Origin of the sequence: Pseudomonas sp. EA_105y_Pfl2_R69 (assembly GCF_963970915.1) — a bacterium.
Classification (GTDB): Bacteria; Pseudomonadota; Gammaproteobacteria; order Pseudomonadales; family Pseudomonadaceae; genus Aquipseudomonas.
Genome location: NZ_CAXAOO010000001.1, coordinates 1241858 through 1258070, shown reverse-complemented (window position 1 = coordinate 1258070; position 16213 = coordinate 1241858). Strand labels below are relative to the sequence as shown.

Below are 16213 nucleotides of genomic sequence, written 5' to 3'. Positions count from 1 at the left end.
CGAGAACCGGTCTACGATCTGCTGCGCGTCGGCTAAACGGCGTTGAAAACGGCCTCGGAATGCTCATTTACAGCTCGTAAACTCCGCTTCCTCGGCCGATTTCGCCACCGTTCGTCTCTAGCTCGCGAGATCGTAAACAGGTTCTTAGGCGGAGATCGGGGTACGCCAGTCGTCGGAGCCGGAAGTACCGGAGACTTCGTGGGTCCAGACGATTTTGCGGTAGGTGAAGTACACGTCTTCCAGGTGGGTGAAGTGCGACATGCCTGGGTCCTGGCAGTTCGGCATACGCGACTGCACGTCGACGATCACGGCATCTTCCAGCTCGATGGTGAAGTAGTGCTCTTGAGTACCGGTGGAGGACGTGCGGTACCACTCCAGACGGCACTTGTTCAGACGCTCACCGGAGGTCAGGGAGTTGAAGATCAGCGGCGAGGACTTGTCGAAGACCTTGGTGATCATCAGCGGCTTATGTACACGCTGACCAGTCGGCTGACCGGACTGCGGATCGCGCGGGATGATCACCTGGTGGTTGAAGGCTTGAACCAGGATCTGGTCTTCATGACCTTCCTGGAAGATGTTGCCGACCGAATCTTCGGTGAAGGTGCCAGCGGTGATCAGGCCTTGCTTGGTGCCTTCGAGGGACAGATACGCGGGAGTTGGCATGAGTGCTTTCCTTGCCTTGGGTCATGGATCTGTAGCGATCCGGGAGCCATACAGATAGCGATAACTGTGCCAAAATTAAAAACTCTATGTATTTCAAAGACATAGCATGACAAAAAATAAATATATGGTCATGAGGTGCGGTAAATCACTGAAAGCTGAGCAGCTTCTTGCGCAGCGCTGCGCAAGAAGCTGCCAACCTCGCCCCAGCCCAGTAACAGCGCCAGGTAGAGCAGGCTATACACAGACTTATCCACAGAGAGCTGTGCAACAAGTGGCGCAACGGCCTTGCGTACCGATCCCGGTGGCACAGGCCCACGCTTAGCGCGGCATCAGATGAATCGTCTCGCCGCGCAGGCGCACCTCAATCGCCTGCCCGGCCTCCAGGCCGTACCGCTGCGCCACATGGCGCGGCACGTTCATGCTCAGGCGCTCCGCGCCGGCCAGTAGGGTCACCCGGTATTGCTCGCCCAACGACAGCAGGCGTTCGATGCGTACCGCCACGCGGTTATCCAGAGGCGTGCCCGGCCGCTGGTTGAGCGGCATCAGCAGCACCCCCGAGGTCGGCATGACCCACGCCACCTGCTGCCCCACCGACAGATGCGGCTGGGCACGGACCTTGAGGCGGTACTCGCCCCAGGCCAGCAGGCTGTGATCGGCAGCATGCCCCAGCAGCCGGCCACTGGACAGGTTGCGCATGCCGAGCAAGCGCGCCACCTCGGCCGTGGCCGGTGCCTGCATCAGTCGGTCCGGGGTGTCTGCCTGCAGGGTCTGGCCGGCAGCCAGAATACACATGCGGTCGGCCAGCAGCGTGGCCTCGTCCAGGTCATGGGTAACCAGCACCACCGGCATGCGCAGCTCCTCGCGCAACTCCGCCAGCTCGCCGTACAGGGCCTCGCGGGTACTGCGGTCCACTGCGGAGAAGGGCTCGTCGAGCAGCAACACCTTGGGCTCGCGAGCCAGAGCCCGAGCCACCGCCACCCGCTGCTGCTGCCCACCGGACAACTGGTGGGGCAGGCGTTCGCCCAGGTCATGCAGGTGCACCCGTTCCAGCCAGGCCTGAGCCCTTGCCAGGCGCTCGGCCGGCGGATAATCCAGCAGCGCCTCGGCGACGTTGTGCCGGGCACTGAGATGGGGAAACAGGGCGAAATGCTGAAACACCATGCCGACCCGCCGGCGCATGGTCGGCACGGCGATGCCGCGCTCGCTGTCGAGCCAGGTTTCGCCGCCGCAACGGATGCAGCCGTTAGCCGGGCGATACAAGCCGGCAATGCTGCGCAGCAGGGTCGACTTGCCGCTACCCGAGGGGCCGACCAGGGCCAGCACTTCGCCGGGAGCACAGCTGATCTGGGCCGACAGCGGAATCGGGCTGCCCTGCTGCAGGTCGAGATGCAGGCCATCAGTCATGGCGCTGCCTCGCTGCCAGGCGCGAGGTGGCAAAGTAGGACAGGCCTATGGCGCACAGGGAAATCAGCAACAGCACCGCCGACATCAGCCCGGCACCCTGATCGTCGAAGGCTTGCACCCGGTCATAGATGGCGATGGCGATGGTGCGGGTCTCCCCCGGGATACTGCCACCGACCATCAGCACCACGCCGAACTCGCCCAGGGTGTGCGCGAAGGTCAGCACCAGGGCCGAGAGAATCCCCGGCCAGGCCAGCGGCAGCTCGATGCGCCGCAGCACCCGCCAGGGCGACAGGCCGCAGCAGCGCGCCGCCTCGCGTACATCGCGCGGGATGGCCTCGAAAGCACGCTGCATCGGCTGGATGGCGAAGGGCAGATTGAACAGTAGCGAGGCCACCAGCAGCCCGGCGAAGGAAAAGGTCAACTGGCTGCCGAACAGCGCCTGATAGGCCTGGCCGATGGGCGAACTGGCCCCCATGGCCACCAGCAGGTAAAAGCCCAGCACGGTCGGCGGCAACACCAGCGGCAACGCCAGCAGCGCCTCCACCAGGCTCTTGCCGCGAAACTGGCTCCAGGCCAGCTTGCGCCCGATCCAGATGCCCATGGGCAAGAGAATCAGCACGGTGCACAGGGCCAACTCCAGGGACAGCAGTAGCGCGGGCCAATCCATTGCGTCTTCCCCTACTCGGCCTCGGGCATGTCGAAGCCGTATTTAGCCATGATCGCCCGGGCGGCAGGTTGCTGCAGGTATTGGTAGAACGCCTGAGCGCTGGCGCTGGCCCCCTCGAGCAGAACCATGCGCTGACGCAGGGGCTGATGCCAGGCCGAAGGGATCAGGGCGAACTCGCCACGCTCGGCCACGCCCGGCGCAAGCGCCAGGGAATAGGCAACTATGCCGCCCTGGGCATTGCCCGAGGTGGCGAACTGCGCCGCCTGGGCGATGTTCTCGCCAAGCACCAGCTTTCCCTGCAGCGCCTGCCACAAATCGACATGGCGCAAGGCCTGTTCGGCCGCACGCCCATAGGGCGCATGCTCCGGGTTGGCGATGGCGAATTTCTTGATCTGCCCCGCCGCCAACGCGGCCTGCAAGCCCTGCAGCTCGCCACCGGCGGTTAACGACGAGCCCTTGGGAGCCATCAAAGCGATGCGTCCAAGACCGTAGAGCACACCCTCGTCGAGGGTTTTACCCGCGGCGACCAGTTGCTGCACATAGCTCTCATCGGCACTGAGGAATAACTGGAAAGGCGCGCCCTGACTGATCTGCCGGTAGAGATTGCCACTCGAGCCAAATACCAGGCGCAGCGAGTGGCCGCTGTCCTTCTGGTAACCCGCGGCGATCTCCTGCAAAGCGAACTGCATATTCGACGCTGCGGCGACGTTTACCGCTTCCGCCATCGACATGCTCGGGGCGAGGCTGCACAGCAACAGCAAAGCACGTAGCGGTTTACGTAGATCGAACATCATCAGGCGAGCTCCTTAGCAAGCGCTATATCCTTCCATATATAACGAAATGCCGTCCAGCAAAAACTGCCTATGCGCTGGAGGCCTTAAGGCGTCGGAGGGACGGGGTCGGCGAGCCAATCGCCGAGGTCGTCAAAGCCGTCTTGCACTGCGGCCAGCGCTTGCGCGCAGAGTTGCCGGTAACGCTGCAGCACCTGCTCGCCCAGGGCGGTCAGCTGGGTGCCGCCGCCGTGCTTGCCGCCGGCCAGGGTGGTAACCAGCGGCTCTCTGAAACTGCGGTTCATGGTCTCCACCAGCAGCCAGGCGCGCCGGTAGGACATGCCCAGGGCCCGGGCCGCGGCGCTGATCGAGCCGTGCTGGGCAATGGCCTCGAGCAGATCGGCCTTGCCCGGGCCCATGGCGATATCGCTGCCGTTATGCAGGCGAATTTTTACCTCGAGACGCCGCATCGTCTTGCCCCCTCCCCCGCCAGTCAAATCCGGGCTTACTCCAGCGCCGCATCGACCAGCTGCTGCGCTTCGCCGAAGATCCGTTGCAGGTGCGCCTCGTCACGGTAGCTCTCGGCGTAAATCTTGTAGATATCCTCGGTACCGGACGGCCGTGCGGCGAACCAGCCACCCTCGCTGACCACCTTGATGCCGCCGATGGCCGCGCCGTTGCCCGGGGCCTTGTCCAGCACCTGGGTAATGACATCGCCGGCCAGTTCACGGCTGTCGATCTGCGCGGGCGAGAGTTTGCCCAGGGCTTTCTTCTGCGCAGGTGTAGCCGGCGCGTCGACCCGGTCGGCATGGATCGCGCCGAATTCGTCGCTCAGGCCCTGGTACAACTCGCCAGGGTCGCGCCCACTGACCGCGGTCATTTCCGCGGCCAACAACGCCAGGGCGATGCCGTCCTTGTCGGTGGTCCAGACCCGGCCATCACGGCGCAGGAAGGTCGCCCCGGCGCTTTCCTCGCCGCCAAAGCCCAGGGAGCCGTCGAACAGGCCGTTGGCAAACCACTTGAAGCCCACCGGCACTTCCAGCAGCGGCCGGCCCAGGCGCGCACTGACCCGGTCGATCATGGCACTGCTGACCAGGGTCTTGCCCACCGCCGCCGTGGCGCTCCACTGCGGGCGATGCTGGAACAGGTAATCGATGGCCACGCTGAGGAAGTGGTTGGCCGGCAGCAGGCCGACACTGGGCGCGACGATACCGTGGCGGTCGTAATCGGTGTCGCAGGCGAAGGCGATGTCGTAGCCATTTTTCAGGCCGATCAGGCGCTGCATGGCGTGGCTGGAGGATGGGTCCATGCGGATCTGCCCATCCCAGTCCAGGCTCATAAAGGCAAACTGCGGGTCGATAATCTCGCTCACCACACTCAGATTGAGGCCGTACTGCTCGGCGATGCGTGCCCAGTAGTGCACCCCGGCGCCGCCCAGCGGATCGACGCCCAGACGCAGACCGGCGGCGCGGATCGGGGCGAAGTCGATGACGTTGCCCAGGTCATTCACATAGGCCGCCAGGTAATCGTATTGATGCACATTGGCCGCCTGCCGCGCCTGTTCCAGGGGCATGCGCTTGACCTCGCGCAGGCCGCCTTCGAGCAAGGCATTGGCGCGATTCTGCACCCAGCTGGTGATATCGCTGTCGGCCGGACCGCCGTTGCTTGGGTTGTACTTGAAGCCGCCGCTGTCCGGCGGGTTGTGCGAGGGGGTAATGACGATGCCATCGGCCAGGCCGCTGCTGCGGCCCTGGTTGTACACCAGGATGGCCTGGCTGATCGCGGGGGTCGGGGTGAATTCGCCGCCGGCCGAGATCATGGTCTGCACGCCATTGGCGGCCAGCACTTCCAAAGCACTGTCCAGCGCCGGCTGCGACAGCGCATGGGTATCGGCCCCGATAAACAGCGGACCGCTGATGCCCTGACTGCTGCGGTAATCACAGATCGCCTGGCTGATCGCCAGCACATGCCAGCGATTGAAGCTGCCGTGCAGTGAACAACCGCGATGCCCGGACGTGCCGAAGGCCACGCGCTGGGTGGCCTGGGCCGGATCGGGTTGCAGCTCGTCATAGGCTGCCAGCAGCCCGGCAATATCGGTCAACATCGAAGCGGGTGCCGGCTGACCGGCCAGAGGATGAATACGCGCGCTCACAAATAACTCCCTAAGTGATGGCAGCCGGTCGTCTTCAACAGCCTGCCGAGTCCGCAAAGTACGCAAGCTTAACAGGCCCTCGCGGCCAAGACGCACCCAGGCTATCCTTTGCAGCCCCTAACCCCAGCCAGGAATCACCGATGAAAGCCCAGCTCGAAGAACTGATCGGCAAAATAAGCTCGGGCTGCATGCTGGCGGAAGAGGTCGCGCGGATCGCCGATGAAGCGGCCCAGGCCTACGCCGACCCGCAGGCCTTCCTCGCCGCCAACCCGGATATCAACTACGACGACAGCTTCCCCATCCCCCTCGGCGAATGGGTGGTGGTTGGCAGCCTGCCGGAAACCGTGCTGTTCCAGGCCGACAGCTATGACGCGCTGTTTCAGCAGATCGTCGACTCCTTCGGCCCCGACGTCAGCTTCGTGCTCAAGCCCAAACAACTGGCCAAGACCGAGCCGCTCAAGGCGCTGAACCGCATCCAGGTGCAACTCGCCAGCCTGTCGCCGGAGACCAAAGGCTATGTGCTACTGGATTTCAGCGAACCGCTGGACGACGCATTGCAGGCCGTGCTGGTGTACAGCAGCGACCTGCCGCGGGTGATGGAACTGGCCGTGGCAGTCGGCATCTACGCCGCACCGGCCTATGAGAGCCTCAAGGCCGCTCAAGCCGAAGAGTAGGCGCAGGGCGGCTGAAACCCGCCATGACAACGACCGCCTTCAAGCCCGGCGGGTGCGCCCGCCCTACTCCGTCCCACCGATCGTTCCCGGCGGCAATTTAAGGGCAAATCGCCACCACCAAAGGAACTCATACCCGCTGGCCTGATCAAAGCTAGCGACCATGCGCGAGCAGTCGCCCACTTTGCGCAGCCAGGCGGGAGTGATCGGGTTGATAACCACTCACTAGCCATGCCGAATGGAGCTGGGCGCTGCAGGCAGTTTTCCTCAACTGCCCATACCGGTAGCCGCCACTGAAGTTTCTGGTCGTCGAATCTGAAGAACACCCCATACGTCAGTGTGCCGAGCCTGCTCGAACACGCTGCAACCTGCCCTGCTGGTTCGTTCGAGGATCGCATCTTGAAAACCACAAGCCTCACCTGCGCCGTTACCCTGGCCCTGTATAGCGCCACCAGCTCCTTCGCCTTCGCGACCGCCACGCCCCCTGCGGCCAGCGCCGCCGTGCTGCCACTCACGGCCGAGGTTGCCAATGACGCCAGCCTGCGCGGCGACGTCGGCCCCAAGCAACGCAATGCCGCGGTACTGCGCGTGCAGATCCTGCTCGATCGCGCGCGGTTCTTTCCCGGCGAGGTCGACGCCAGTTTCGGCTCCAATACCCGGGTCGCCATCAGCGGCTTCCAGAAACACAACGGCCTGACCGCCAGCGGTGCCATGGACGAGCCCACCTGGGCAGCGCTGAACAGCGATCCAGGACCAGTGCTGGTGACCTATACCGTCACCGAAGCCGATGCCGCCGGCCCCTTTGTCCAGATTCCCGCCGACATGATGGCCAAGGCCAAGCTTCCAGCCCTGGGCTACCGCGACCCGGTGGAAGCGCTCGGCGAGAAATTCCACGCCAGCCCCGCGCTGCTGGCCGAACTCAACCCGGGCAAGGATCTGGGCCGCGCAGGCGAAACGCTAGTGGTGCCCAACCTGGCATCGGCAGTCCCTCTGGCCAAGGCCGCGCGGGTGGTGGTGGACAAGTCCGACTCGACCGTCACCCTGTTCGATGCCACGGATGCCGTTATCGCGCAATTTCCCGCCTCCACCGGCAGCGGACGCGATCCGCTGCCGCTTGGCGAGTGGAAGATTCTCGGCGTGGCAAGAAACCCCGAGTTCAAATACAACCCCAAGCTGTTCTGGGACGCCAACCCCGCCCATGCCAAGGCCACCATCGCGCCTGGGCCGAATAACCCCGTAGGCATTGCCTGGGTCGCCCTGTCCAAGCCCCATTACGGCATCCACGGCACCCCCGAACCGTCGAAGATCGGTAAGACTCAATCCCATGGTTGTATCCGCCTGACCAACTGGAATGTCGAGGCCATGGGCCACTCGATCTCGCCTGGGCTACCCGCCCTTTTGCAAGAGTAGGCAGCGCATGAAAGGCATTCTGATATTCATGATCGGTGCTTTGGTTGGCGCTGCGGGCCTGTTCTATGCCCTGCACAGCGACCCGCTGACTACTCCTGTGGCGCTCGCCCCTGCCGCCCTCGAAATCTTGCCCTATGAGGCCGTGACTGTCGCAGTCACGACGCCGGAGCCGAGCGCGCAGACGGTAGAACGGCTTGTCAGTGCAGACGCGCCTCCAGGGGAAATTCGGGTCGAACACTCGACCACCCCTGAACCGCCCACTGCGCCCGGTGCGCTGGAGCAGAGCAACGCCCCCGACCCGTTCGCCGAAACCCTGCCGACGCATCCCGGCGGGCTGCTGATTCCCGTGGCCGGTATTACCCCGGCGCAACTGCAGGACACCTTCCACGACATGCGCGGCACCGAGCGCAGCCATGAGGCCATCGACATCATGGCCGCACTGAAGACGCCGGTGTTTGCGGTCGATGACGGCACCCTGGTGAAACTCTTCGACAGCAAACCCGGCGGCCTCACCCTCTATCAATATGATCCGAGCGCCACCTTCGCCTACTACTACGCACACCTGGACGGCTACGCCGCCGGTCTGGTGGAAGGCCAGACGATCAAGCGTGGCGACCTGCTCGGCTATGTCGGCGTCACCGGCAACGCCGACCCGCTGGCCCCGCACCTGCATTTTGCGGTGTTCGTCCTCGGCCCCGAAAAGCACTGGTGGAAAGGCACCGCGATAAACCCCTACCCCCTGTTCAAGCGCTGAGTAGGCGATGACGGCGGCAGAGTAGGTGCCGCCCTACAGCGTTCCGCGCAGCGCCTTCTCGAACAACTGGCTGTACTGCGCCGCGTTGAAGGCAATCGGATTGGTCCCCGCCGAAGGGTCGACCTCGGCCATCTGCCCGACCTGCTCGATACGTTTGTCGTCGATGCCTATCTCGCTGAGGCTATGGGGAATGCCGACCTCGTTGCGCAGGTGCAGGACCCAGTCCAGCACCCCGACAAAACCGGGTTTGGCCAGGTTCAGGTAGCGTGCGAGGCGCTCCATCTGCGGTTCTATTCCGGCCTGATTGGCCACCAGCACATAGGGCATCAGCACCGCATTGAGCAGGCCGTGGTGGGCGTCGTACAACGCGCCCAGCGGGTGGGCCAGGGCATGCATCGCCCCCAGGCCACGCTGAAAGGCGGTCGCGCCCATACTCGAGGCCACCAGCATCTGCAGGCGTGCCTCGACGTCGCTGCCTTTCGCCACCGCCCGCGGCAGGTAGCGCTGCACCAGGCGCATGCCTTCCAGGGCAATGCCTTCGGCCATGGGGTGGAACAGCGGCGAGCAGTAGGCCTCCAGGCTGTGCGACAAGGCATCCATGCCGGTGGCGGCGGTCACCTTGGGCGGCAGACCGAGGCACAGTTCGGGGTCGAGGATAACCAGGGCCGGGAGCATCCCGGGGTGGAAGATGATGCGTTTGATATGCGCCACATCGTCGGTGATCACCGAGGCGCGGCCGACTTCCGAGCCGGTGCCGGCGGTGGTCGGTACCGCCACCACCGGGGCCATCCCGGCGACGTTGACCCGGGCCGCGTTGTCGCCGATATCCTCGAAATCCCACAGCGGGCGCTTTTGCCCGACCATCAGGGCGATGGCTTTGCCGGCGTCCAGGGCCGAGCCGCCGCCGAAGGCGATCACCCCGTCATGCCCGCCCGCCTTGTACGCCGCCACCCCGTCCATCACGTTGGGCCCGGTGGGGTTACCCTTGATCGCGTGGAACAGGTCGGCATTGAGGCCGTCGTCGCGGCACTGCAGCAGCGCGCGGTCGATCATCGGCAAGGTAGCCAGGCCGGGGTCGGTAACCAGCAGCGGCGCGCGCATGCCCAGTTGCCGGCAGGCCTCGGGCAGCTCGCGGATGCGGCCGACGCCGACGCGCAGCGCAGTCGGGTAGTTCCAGTTCATGCGGTACTGATTGATATCCATGGCGGGCCTCATAACTGGGTCTTGAAGTGAAAGGATTTCGGCCGGGTCAACTGCTCGTAACCGACGTTGGACAGGGTGCAACCGCGCCCGGAGTGTTTAACCCCGGTCCAGGCCAGGGCCGGGTCCAGATAGTCGCAGCGGTTGAGAAACACCGTGCCGGCCTCGACCCGCTCGGCCAGGGCCATGGACGCCTCGGCATCGCCACTGAAGATCGCCGCGGTCAGGCCGAACTCGCTGTCGTTCATCAGCGCCAGCGCCTCTTCGTCGTCGCGCACCTTCTGGATGCCGACCACCGGGCCGAAGGATTCCTCGGTCATCACCCGCATGCCGTGATGCACGTCGGTCAGCACCTGGGGGGCCAGGTAAGGGCTGCCGGGCTTGTCCAGGGCGAAGTCGGCCGGCACCAGATGGGCCGTGGCCCCCTGTGCGATCGCCTCGTGGATCTGGCCGCGGACGAAATCCGCTGCCTCGGCGCGCACCAACGGCCCCAGGGTGGTCTCGGGATCGTCCGAGCGGCCCAGCCGGTACTGCTTGACCAGGGCCACCGCCTGTTCGACAAAGGCGGCGTACAGGGCTTCGTGCACATAGATGCGCTCGATACCGCAGCAGGACTGTCCGGAATTGAAGAAGGCACCGTCGATCGTGGTTTCCACCGCGTGGCCCAGATCGGCATCGGCCCGCACATAGGCCGGGTCCTTGCCGCCCAGTTCCAGACCGGTGCTGATAAAGCGCCCCGCCGCGGCCCGCTCGACCATGGCCCCACCGGCCACCGAACCGGTAAAGGCCACGTGGGCGATGGTCGGGGCACGAATCAATACCGCGGTCTCGGCATGGCTCAGGTGCAGGTACTGGAACACCCCTTCCGGCAAACCGGCCTTGGCAAACGCCTCGACCATGCGCTCGGCGCACAGCGGGGTTTGTGCCGAATGCTTGAGCAACACCGCATTGCCGGCCAGCAGCGCCGGCATCACCGCGTTGATGGCGGTCAGATAGGGGTAATTCCAGGGCGCGATAACCAAGACCACGCCGAGCGGCTCACGGCGGATAAAGCGGGTGAACCCGGCTTTATCCGGCAGCTGGATATCGGCCAGAGCGCTTTCGGCAATATCTGCCATATAGCCGGCGCGCTCGGCAAAGCCGCGAATCTCGCCGGCGGCATAGCGAATCGGCCGGCCCATCATCCAGCACAGCTCTTCGGCCAGTTGGCTCTCCTTGGCGCTGAAGGCGGCGATGGCCCTGCGCCCGATGGCCACGCGCTCGGCCAGCGGGGTATGTTTCCAGGCCTTCTGCGCCAGCTCGGCCTTGGCCAGGGCGGCCTGAATCTCGGGGTTGGAGGCCAGATGACGTTCGACATAGACCGAGCCATCGATGGGGGAAATACATTGCAGTTTGCTCATAACAGGCTCCGTAGGTGGAGTCGCAGCCACGCGGTAGATCGCGTGGCGCGCTCGGCACCCTCGCCCCTCGGGGGAGAGGGCTGGGGTGAGGGGCTTGATCAGATGATTTCGAAGTAACGATCCAGTTCCCAATCGCTGACATGCCGGCGGTACTCGCGTTCCTCCCATTCGCGGCTGGCGGCAAAATGCTCGACGAAGGCATCGCCGAACAGTTCCCGCGCCGCCGTGGAGCCCTTCAGGCGCTGCGCCGCGTCCCACAGGGTGCGCGGCAGGGCCAGGTGCTCCGGGTGTTTCTGCGCATAGGCATTGCCCACCACCGGATCGGTCGGTTCCCACTGCTGCATCACCCCGTACAGACCGCTACCCAGGGCCACCGAAAGGGCCAGATAAGGGTTGCCGTCGGCCGCGCCGAGGCGATACTCCTGGCGTTGCGACTTGTCCGTGCCGGGAATCACCCGCAGCGCCGCGGTGCGGTTCTCCACGCCCCAGGTGGCGTCGGTGGGAGCCCAGAAGCCCGGAATCATACGCCGGTAGCTGTTCAGGGTCGGCGCGACCATGCACAGAAACTCCGGCATCAGGCGCTGCTGGCCGGCGAGGAAATGGCGCTGCAGCTTGCTCATGTTGTGCGCCTGGCTCGGGTCGTAAAAAGCCGATTTGCCGCTGGCCAGGTCGCGCAGCGACACGTGGATATGCCCGCTCTGCCCCGGATACTTGCCCGACCACTTGGCCATAAAAGTGGCCATCAGGCCGTTGCGCTGGGCCAGTACCTTCATAAAGGTCTTGAACAGCGCACCCTTGTCCGCCGCCGCTTCGGCGCGGTCATAGGCGATGGCCGCCTCCAGCACGCCGGGGCCGGTTTCGGTGTGCAGCCCCTCGATGGGAAAGTCCATGGCTTCGGCCATGGCCAGGATCTCGTGGTACAGCTCGGCATGCACCGAGTTACGGATCATCGAGTAGCCGAACCAGTCCGGGGTAAACGGCTTGAGGTTGCGAAAGCCCTTCTCGCGGGCCGACTCCGGGGTCTCGTCGAACATAAAGAATTCATATTCGAGGGCGGCGAAGGCGTCGAAGCCCATGGCCTTGCAACGCTCCACCACACGCCGCAGGGTAGCGCGCGGGCAGACCTGCTCGGCGGCCTCGGCAAACTCGCAGATAAACAGCAGCATGCCGTTCTCGAACGGCAACTCTCGGCAGGTATGCGGCAACACCCGCACTGGGGCGTCCGGGTAGCCGGTGTGCCAGCCGGTGTACTGCGCGTTGTCGTAGAGCTGATCCTTGACATCCCAGCCCAGCACCACGTCGCAGAAGGCGAAACCGCTGTCCAGGGCGGAGAAGAACTTGCTGCGGCTCAGGTACTTGCCGCGCATCACCCCATCGTTATCAAACACTCCGACCTTGATATGGCTGAGCCCACGCTCCTCGACGATGCGCCTGGCATCCTCGCTGGTCTTTACATCCCGCGGATTGAGCATAAACACCCCTGTCTCTTGTTGTTATTTCGACTTCCGGTGTCGTTGCTCCAGGCGACCACTAAACTGCGCACCCCTGCCTGGCTAAACGCCCGGTGAAAACCCATTGAGTGTGGTACAGGATTGCCAACTTGGCGGATCGGGCAGGAAAAAAAACTGCCCCTGCAGGCCCAAGCGAGGACGCCCGCACCTTGCGGCGCGGGCGTCCTGTTCTGCCTGTTGGGTACCCCGCCAGATGACAACCCGGCGCACTTATCAACGGCCTGCTAGCCGCGATAGGGCGCGCCCGCCTTGGCCATCAGCGCGTTGTACTTCTTGAAGATGTCCACCACCTTGGCGCAGCGTGGGCTGGTCTTGGCGATTTCGTCCCAGAACTTCAGCGCCTCGGCTTCCACCGTGGCCCACTCCTCGGCCGGGATGGAGGTCAACTCCAGCTTGCCGCCCTCCACCCGCAGCTGCGCCTCGCCGCCCCAGTACCAGTGCTGACGGTAGTAGTTGGAGCTGTCCATGCACAGTTTGAACAGGGTTTGCAGGTGCTCGGGGACCTCCGCCCATTTATCCGAGTTGGCGAAGTAGGAGCCGCACCAGGCACCGGAAATATTGTTGGTGAGAAAGTATTTGGTGACGTTGGCCCAGCCCACGGTGTAGTCCTCGGTGATGCCGGACCAGGCGATGCCGTCCAGTTCGCCGGTCTGGATCGCCACCTCGATATCTTCCCAGGGCAGGGTCACCGGGATCACGCCGAAACGCGAGAGGAACTTGCCGGCGGTGGGAAAGGTGAAGATGCGCTTGCCCTTGAGGTGTTCGAGCTTGGTAATGGGTTCCACCGTGGCGAAGTGGCAGGGGTCCCAGGCCCCGGCACCGAGCCAGGTCACGCCCTTGACCTCGCCATAGGCTTCTGCCCAGATCTCGTTGAGGCCGTATTTCTCGAACAGCACCGGTACGTCGAGGCTGTAGCGGGTGGCAAAGGGGAAATAACCACCGAATACCGAAATATCCACCGGCGCGGCAATGGAGTCGTCGTCGCTCTGCACCGCATCGATGGTGCCGCGCTGCATGGCGCGGAACAGCTCGCCGGTGGGCACCAGCTGGTCGGCGTAATACAGCTGGATTTCCATCTGACCGTTGGCGGCCTTGTTGAAGGCGTCGATGGAAGGCTTGATCACATGCTCGCCCAGCGCCGGGCCGGCATAGGTCTGCAGGCGCCAGGTGATCTTCTTCGGTTCCTCGGCGTAGATATGCGCCGAGCCCAGCGCCGCGGTACCGGCGGCACCGGTGGCCACTGCGGCGGTTTTCAGAAAACTGCGTCTCGTACTCATGCTGTTATCTCCAGAAGTGTCGATTCAGATGGCATACAACCGCACTGCGCCGGCCAGACGGACCGTGCAGGTTTTCAGGTGGGCAACCGGTAAAACCGCCCGGGGATCCGCCGCGCTTGCGCCGAGGCGATCCCCACAGGCTGCTGTCGGTACGTCTGCGCTTACCTACTGCTCCTTAACGTTATAGCTCACCGCCCGTAGTGCCACTGCGGCAGCCACAGGGCGATCTGCGGGAAGAGCATGACCAGCACCAGGGCCAGGGCCATGATCAAGACGAATGGGGTGACCGAAACGTAGATGTCGCGCAGCGTTACCTCCGGCGGAGCCATGGCGCGCATCAGAAACAGGTTGTAGCCGAAGGGCGGGGTCATATAGGCGATCTGGCAGGTGATGGTGTAGAGCACGCCGTACCAGACCAGATCGAAGCCCAGGGCACCGACCAGGGGGATATACAGCGGCGCGACGATCACCAGCATGGCGGTGTCGTCGAGGAACATGCCCATCAGGATGAACGACAGCTGCATCATGATCAGCACCTGCCAGGGCCCCAGGCCGAGCTGTTCGAGAAAGAAATTCTCGATCGCCTTGACCGCACCCAGGCCGTCGAACACCGCACCGAAGCACAGGGCGGCGAGGATGATCCACATAAACATGCAGCTGATGCCCAGGGTCTTGCGCAGGGTTTCTTCCATCACATGGCGGGTCAGGCGGCGCTTGGCCAGGGCCGCCAGGGTCGCGGCCGTGGCCCCCACCGCCGAGCTTTCCACCAGGCTGGTGTAACCCATGAGGAACAGCCCGGTCATGCTGAAGAAGATAAACAGCGGTACCAGCCCGGCGCTGAGCAGGCGCAGTTTCTCGCCCCAGCTGATCTGCTCGCGCTCCTCGAGGCTGAGGGTCGGCCCCAGGTGCGGCTGCAGGCGGCAGCGGATGGCGATATAGAGGATAAACAGGCCGGCCATCATCAGCCCCGGGATGGCCCCGGCCAGCCACAGCTGGCCCACCGGCTGGCGGGCGATCATGCCGTAGAGCACCAGCACCACGCTGGGCGGGATCAGAATCCCCAGGGAGCTACCGGCCTGGATCACCCCGGTGATCATGATCTTGTCGTAGCCGCGGCGCAGCAGCTCCGGCAGGGCGATGCTCGCGCCGATGGCCATGCCGGCCACGCTCAGGCCGTTCATCGCCGAGATCGCCACCATCAGGGCGATGGTGCCGATCGCCAGGCCGCCGTGCAGCGGCCCCATCCACACATGGAACATGCGGTAGAGGTCTTCGGCGATCCCCGACTCGGAGAGCATATAGCCCATATAGACGAACAGCGGCAGGGTCAGAAGCGGGTACCACTTCATCAGTTTCATGGCCGCGCTGAAGGCCATTTCCGAGCCGCCATCGCCCCACAGCAACAGGGCCGAGACCACGGCGACGAAACCGATGGCCCCGAATACCCGCTTGCCGGTAAGCAGCAGCAACATCATCGAGGAGAACATCAGCAAGGCTATCAGCTCGTATTCCATTACAGCGTTTCCCCCCGAGCGGCGGCGATATCCTTGAACAGGGTGACGATGGCCTGCAGCAGCATCAGGACGATGCCGATGCACATGACGATCTTGATCGGGGCCATCGGCGGCGACCAGGCCGAGTAGCTGGTTTCCTTGTATTCCAGGGCGTACTGGGTCGAGGAGAGGCCGCCGTAGAGCAGAAACACCAGGTAGAAGATCAGGAAACCGATGGTAATGGCATCCATGATCGCCCGGGTACGGGGGGCCCAGCGGCTATAGAACAGGTCCATGCGCACATGGGCGTCGAGCTGCATGGAATAGGCTCCGCCCAGGAGGAAGTAGGCGACCATCAGAAACTGCGCCGACTCGAGGGTCCAGGCGGCCGGCTGGGCAAATGTCTTGGTGATGGAGGAGTACAGCAGCACCCCGAGGATGACGAAAATCAGGTACATGGCGAACCTGCCCACCCCCCGATTTATGCGTTCTACAGCCCATACGAATCGCTTGATGGCCCGAGGCATACCGCTACCTGCCGAATAATGGCTATTGCGTGAGCCTAGACCAAGATCGGATAAAACCAACTGCCGCCCTGTGCCGCGCGCGGCGCTCCTGCTCGCGCCCCAGCACCTGTTCAAGAGCTCGCAGGAGAACGGCCGAGAAACGTCGTGCAGTACTCAGCCAACGCCAATCCAGCTCTCCGGAGCCACTTCGAGGAAGTCCAGCTCGCGCGCCGAGCGGGCCACGGCGCAGGGCCAATAGGGCGAGTGCCGGCACAGACGTTACAGCGCCAGAGGAGAAAATCACGAAAAAATCGGCACCGACCAATACATATGCC

General features: G+C 64.1%; 15 protein-coding genes. 3 read left to right on the top strand and 12 right to left on the bottom strand.

The window, feature by feature from the left end; all coding sequences use genetic code 11:
- Nucleotides 1–144 precede the first annotated feature (144 nt).
- The 6 genes from AACY13_RS05465 to pgm all read right to left on the bottom strand — a co-directional run bounded on the left by AACY13_RS05465 (nt 145) and on the right by pgm (nt 5656).
- The gene (locus AACY13_RS05465) at nt 145–663 is read right to left on the bottom strand and encodes an Hcp family type VI secretion system effector (protein ID WP_298136559.1); all 519 of its coding nucleotides are present in this window, start codon (nt 661–663) and stop codon (nt 145–147) included.
- Between the two features lie 318 nt (nt 664–981).
- On the bottom strand, nt 982–2067 hold the full coding sequence (locus AACY13_RS05460; RefSeq protein WP_339459838.1) for an ABC transporter ATP-binding protein: 1086 nt from the start codon (nt 2065–2067) through the stop codon (nt 982–984).
- Complete coding sequence (modB, locus tag AACY13_RS05455; RefSeq protein ID WP_339459837.1) at nt 2060–2734, bottom strand: molybdate ABC transporter permease subunit; 675 nt, start codon at nt 2732–2734, stop codon at nt 2060–2062. The genes AACY13_RS05460 and modB overlap by 8 nt, the downstream gene beginning before the upstream one ends.
- Before the next feature lie 11 nt (nt 2735–2745).
- Complete coding sequence (gene modA, locus AACY13_RS05450) at nt 2746–3528, bottom strand: molybdate ABC transporter substrate-binding protein (protein WP_339459836.1); 783 nt, start codon at nt 3526–3528, stop codon at nt 2746–2748.
- 83 nt (nt 3529–3611) lie between these two features.
- Nucleotides 3612–3974, bottom strand: a complete 363-nt coding sequence (locus AACY13_RS05445) for a winged helix-turn-helix domain-containing protein (protein WP_339459835.1) — start codon at nt 3972–3974, stop codon at nt 3612–3614.
- Between the two features lie 35 nt (nt 3975–4009).
- On the bottom strand, nt 4010–5656 hold the full coding sequence (gene pgm, locus AACY13_RS05440; protein WP_339459834.1) for a phosphoglucomutase (alpha-D-glucose-1,6-bisphosphate-dependent): 1647 nt from the start codon (nt 5654–5656) through the stop codon (nt 4010–4012).
- A gap of 140 nt (nt 5657–5796) precedes the next feature.
- Here pgm and AACY13_RS05435 point away from each other — a divergent pair, with 140 nt between their 5' ends.
- The 3 genes from AACY13_RS05435 (at nt 5797) to AACY13_RS05425 (ending at nt 8491) form a co-directional block, all read left to right on the top strand.
- Nucleotides 5797–6330, top strand: a complete 534-nt coding sequence (locus tag AACY13_RS05435; protein ID WP_339459833.1) for a hypothetical protein — start codon at nt 5797–5799, stop codon at nt 6328–6330.
- Between the two features lie 396 nt (nt 6331–6726).
- Nucleotides 6727–7737, top strand: coding sequence for a L,D-transpeptidase family protein (locus AACY13_RS05430; RefSeq protein ID WP_339459831.1), 1011 nt, complete (start codon nt 6727–6729; stop codon nt 7735–7737).
- Between the two features lie 7 nt (nt 7738–7744).
- A complete protein-coding gene (locus AACY13_RS05425; RefSeq protein WP_339459829.1) occupies nt 7745–8491 on the top strand; it encodes a M23 family metallopeptidase in 747 nt (248 codons plus the stop codon).
- A gap of 33 nt (nt 8492–8524) precedes the next feature.
- On the opposite strand, the gene AACY13_RS05420 is transcribed toward AACY13_RS05425, so the two are convergent.
- The 6 genes from AACY13_RS05420 to AACY13_RS05395 form a co-directional block, all read right to left on the bottom strand.
- Complete coding sequence (locus AACY13_RS05420) at nt 8525–9694, bottom strand: iron-containing alcohol dehydrogenase (RefSeq protein WP_339459827.1); 1170 nt, start codon at nt 9692–9694, stop codon at nt 8525–8527.
- 8 nt (nt 9695–9702) lie between these two features.
- Nucleotides 9703–11091 (bottom strand): aldehyde dehydrogenase family protein, encoded by a 1389-nt coding sequence (locus AACY13_RS05415; RefSeq protein ID WP_339459825.1) that lies wholly within the window; start codon nt 11089–11091, stop codon nt 9703–9705.
- Nucleotides 11092–11189: 98 nt separating this feature from the next.
- Entirely contained in the window at nt 11190–12563 is a 1374-nt protein-coding gene (locus AACY13_RS05410) for a glutamine synthetase family protein (protein ID WP_339459824.1), read from the bottom strand.
- A gap of 263 nt (nt 12564–12826) precedes the next feature.
- Entirely contained in the window at nt 12827–13879 is a 1053-nt protein-coding gene (locus AACY13_RS05405; RefSeq protein ID WP_339459823.1) for a TRAP transporter substrate-binding protein, read from the bottom strand.
- Nucleotides 13880–14067: 188 nt separating this feature from the next.
- Nucleotides 14068–15393 (bottom strand): TRAP transporter large permease, encoded by a 1326-nt coding sequence (locus AACY13_RS05400; RefSeq protein ID WP_339459822.1) that lies wholly within the window; start codon nt 15391–15393, stop codon nt 14068–14070.
- Nucleotides 15393–15830, bottom strand: coding sequence for a TRAP transporter small permease subunit (locus AACY13_RS05395; RefSeq protein WP_445262526.1), 438 nt, complete (start codon nt 15828–15830; stop codon nt 15393–15395). The genes AACY13_RS05400 and AACY13_RS05395 overlap by 1 nt, the downstream gene beginning before the upstream one ends.
- Between the last annotated feature and the right edge of the window lie 383 nt (nt 15831–16213).